The sequence below is a fragment of the Streptococcus danieliae genome, assembly GCF_025447695.1.
Taxonomy (GTDB): domain Bacteria; phylum Bacillota; class Bacilli; order Lactobacillales; family Streptococcaceae; genus Streptococcus; species Streptococcus danieliae.
In genome coordinates, this window is the sequence record NZ_JAOBSU010000131.1 from 1 (window position 1) to 3,984 (window position 3,984).

Annotated in this window: 3 protein-coding genes; all 3 read left to right on the forward strand. The window is 36.3% G+C overall.

Annotated elements, in window-relative coordinates; translation table 11 throughout:
* The first annotated feature begins 548 nt into the window (after positions 1 to 548).
* The 3 genes from N4310_RS07835 to N4310_RS07845 all read left to right on the forward strand — a co-directional run bounded on the left by N4310_RS07835 (position 549) and on the right by N4310_RS07845 (position 3,851).
* Positions 549 to 1,454, forward strand: a complete 906-nt coding sequence (locus N4310_RS07835; protein WP_262092734.1) for an XRE family transcriptional regulator — start codon at positions 549 to 551, stop codon at positions 1,452 to 1,454.
* Positions 1,455 to 1,470: 16 nt separating this feature from the next.
* A complete protein-coding gene (locus N4310_RS07840; protein WP_262092735.1) occupies positions 1,471 to 2,187 on the forward strand; it encodes a hypothetical protein in 717 nt (238 codons plus the stop codon).
* A gap of 551 nt (positions 2,188 to 2,738) precedes the next feature.
* Complete coding sequence (locus N4310_RS07845) at positions 2,739 to 3,851, forward strand: tyrosine-type recombinase/integrase (RefSeq protein ID WP_262092736.1); 1,113 nt, start codon at positions 2,739 to 2,741, stop codon at positions 3,849 to 3,851.
* Positions 3,852 to 3,984: the final 133 nt, after the last annotated feature.

Consider the following 3,984-nt stretch of genomic DNA (forward strand, 5'->3'; position numbering starts at 1 on the left):
TCTGAACCGCCCGAAGAAATCTTAGAATCAATCTCATCCACCTTCTCAGCAATATATGTTACAGTCCTTAGAATTTCATTAAGGGCTGTTTTTTCTAGTTCGTTCATATTGACCTCCTAAAAAAATAGATTCCAAATCACGATACCCCAAACAACACCTAGGGCAATCCAGCCGCCGACTTTCCAAAATTTATCTTTCTTCATTTGTGTTCACGAAAGCGATATGCTACACTATTAGTAGGTCTAGGGGCTTGAGCCCCTGTTCCTACTTCATAGCCGAACTCTTATTTAAATAAGAGTTGAAGTATAACTGCGATTAAACCGATAATCGCTGCTAACACTGTGGCTCTTGGTTGTGTCAACCAAGGGTCTTTTTTGTGATTGTGCATATCGCCTTCTCCTTTCTTTTTGTTAGGTCTTCCCTGACCTTGATTATATTTTATCTCACTTTGAGATAAAAGTCAATAACTTTTTATCTCTTTTTGAGATTTTTTTATTTATTTTTTTATCCCATTGGGGTATAATGTAAGAAAGGGGAGGGATTTAACTATGAATATTCTTGGTGATTCGATTAAAACAATTAGGAAATCAAAAAAACTTACTCAAAAACAATTAGCTGAACTAACCGGATTCAAGCAAAATACTATTTCAAATCACGAAAATGGAAAACGTCAACTAGACGAGAAAGATATAAGAATCTATGCTGAAGCCTTAGAAATTCAGCCTCAAGAGCTATTTGATTTATCCTCTGGATTGAATCAAATTTCAAATCCATCTACAAAAGATACCCCACTCCCCTCCTCTGTCAGTAAACTCAATACTGAACTTAATACAGAAAATCACGCGCAGTGGGTCAACTATGGCAATGAACTACTAGAAGAACAGAACTTAGTTCAAGAAGAATCTACATTTTATCGACCGAGTCCCCAGCGTGATGAACGTTTTACTACTCTGACGGATCAATACCGCCGACTGAACCCTTCAAGACAGGAAACTATCAGAGACAAGGTCCAGGAGGAAATCAAAGAGCAGAATATCGTCAGGCTTGAAGATATTAGAAAAAGAAACGATATTCTATCTCATTCGGATAGTTCCGAGGTCGAGGAAATTGGACTTTATGGAGAGGTATCAGCAGGAACAGGACTCTGGCTCTCAGACGAAACAATTGAGACAATTTTATACCCTAAACCAGTCCCTGGACATGACATTGCTTTGAGAGTTAAGGGAAACTCCATGGAGCCTTTGTTCCAAGATGGCGAAGTTGTCTTCGTCCGGAAAACTCAAAGTGTCAACAGTGGACAAATTATCATTATCATAGTCAACAACGAAGCTTATATCAAGAAATTGTATAAACGTCATGACGAAGTCAGGCTTATATCACTAAACTCAGACTATGATGACATTGTTTTGACAGAGTACGACCAAATAGAGGTCGTCGGAATTGTAGTGTTATAAATCGAAGGAGATATTCATGGCAAAGATAAAATTTTATATAATAAAAAATTTAAAGAAACCATTATTTTGGTCAACTACCATCCTTGGCATATTCAGCTTATTCTTGTTTGGCCGAGCAACCTACCTCGCTACGAAACTCTACAACATGGATGAAGCTTTAGCTGAATATTCTCTTTATTACGATGAAATATCTAAGGATATTTACAGACAGGATTCATCGTTATCAGAAGAAGAAAGTTCCTCGAGTTCAAACTCTTCGTCTAGTTCTTCTTCACGCTCCTCTACATCAACATCAAGTTCTTCTTCTGCTTCTAGTTCTTCGTCTACTTCATCATCGAGTAGTACCTCTACTGAGTCTTCGTCCAGTTCAACATCCACCAGCTATAAAACTATATACGAAAGTGACGCAAAGGAATTTGCTACTTACTTTAAGCAACAACTTAATCAAACACTAGCAGACTCTGGTGTCTCTGAGAATCTACATGTCGAATACACAGGTACAGAATTAATTTATGTCATTGTTCCACAACAATACAAATATTACGACGATAAAGATATTCAATATCTCGCAGATAGTATTTTCTCAGCCAAAAATTCCCTCTTTAAAAAATGGGTCGAAGAAAACGGATTTAGTTCTTTAAATAAATCACCATCATTAACTGTAGAAACTCCCGATGGAGCTGATTTAGCTGAAGAAGATAGATGGACTAATACCATGAAATTAGTAAAATAACCGTACGTAATCCCATACGGTTAGACTGGTTGTCAACTAATAGTTGACTGTTGAATCTACTTAAAACTACTTAAAATTTATTCAAAATTGACTTGCTGACGTCAGCAAAAGGCTCTACTAGCAATTTTACTGGCGTCAGGAAAATTATTCTGAATCTATTTAATGAAACTTTATCTAATAGGAGAAAATTATGTGCCAACACACAACCGAAATAATTGAACACAATTTACCTTGCAACTGCCATCGGAGACGTGAATGGATAAATGTAAACGGAAAGATGACTCCGATTGAATTCTCTACTCATCCAGACGCTCCACCAATGTCTGAAGAAGAGAAAAAGAAGATTGCAATGATAATTCAAACTTACCATGATAGTAAGGAAACAAAGTCAACAGACCAGCGCTGATCCCAAAACAAAAAACTCCTCCACACTCTCACCGACCAAAGCGAAGTGTGAAGGAGAAAATGATTAGACAATAAAAGCTTGCGCTGCAACTGCCGCCAAAGCTTTTACTATACCTATATTCTATCAAAAAGCGAGGTAAAAAACAATGTATCCTGAAGAGTTACCAAATGGCAAATACAAATGGACCCTAGACTTTAAGGATCCATTGACCAACAAAAGAAAACGGATCAGCATCACCTTAGACAGCAAAAGCAAAAAAGCTGAAAAGCAAGCCAGGGCCATTCTTGAAGCTCGTAAAGAAGAACTGCTATCAGAGAACAAAGATTCTAAAGATTTAACTTTCCATGAATTTTACCAAGAATTTTTGAATGATTGGTCTAAAAATGTAAAAGATAGCACTGTAATCGTATGGAAACACGACATGAAAAGATTTCTTAATCAAATTGATAACAATGTCCTCCTGGTAAAAATAAACCGTCGATACCTTCAAGGGATTTTTGACAATATGGAAAAAGATGGCCTAAGCTCAGAATTTTTAAATAGAATACTCTATAAAGTGAAACAAATTTTTAAAAAAGCCATTGAATATGAATACATCGATAAAAACCCAGCAACTCATGTCTCAGTCAAAAAAATCAAAAAGAAAATCGAAAATGGAAAAATTGAATATCTTGAAAAAGAGCAAGTGAGGGCAATAGTTTTGGAATTACAGAAAATCAACCAACCATCCATCGCTAATTTAATTATGCTACTCTATCTAACAGGTATGCGAATCGGTGAAGCTTTGGCTCTGGCAACTGACGATATAAATTTTGAAGAACACACTATTTCCATCACAAAAACCTGGAGCGAGGTGTCTTTAAAAATTACCAGACCCAAAACCGGAAAATCTGTCAGAACTATTTCAACATCGCCAACTATTGAACAAATACTTAGAGAACAGATATCAGTCAGTGGCGATGGAACTCTTTTCCAGTCAAAACAAAAAAGACAACTAAGAATAGCCATGGTAAACAATCTATTAAAAAAAACCTGCCAAGTTATCGGGATTTCTCCAGTCACATCTCATGTTTTTCGCCACTCTCATATCTCTATGCTAGCAGAGCTCGGAATTCCGATAAAAGCAATCATGGACCGCGTAGGTCACTCGGACTCTACCACTACTTTAAAGGTCTATTCCCACGTAACTGATAAAATGTCAGAAAACCTAGTAAGTAAAATTGAGAATAACTATGCCACTTTTATGCCACTTAATTAAAACATACTAGCTATAAATGTTGTCAAATCAACGTTTATAGCTAGTTTTGGTATAAAATCTATAATTATAGCAAAAAAAAGCCAAAAAAGCACGTTATTCAATGGATTCAAGCAGGTCAACCTCAAAAATAAAT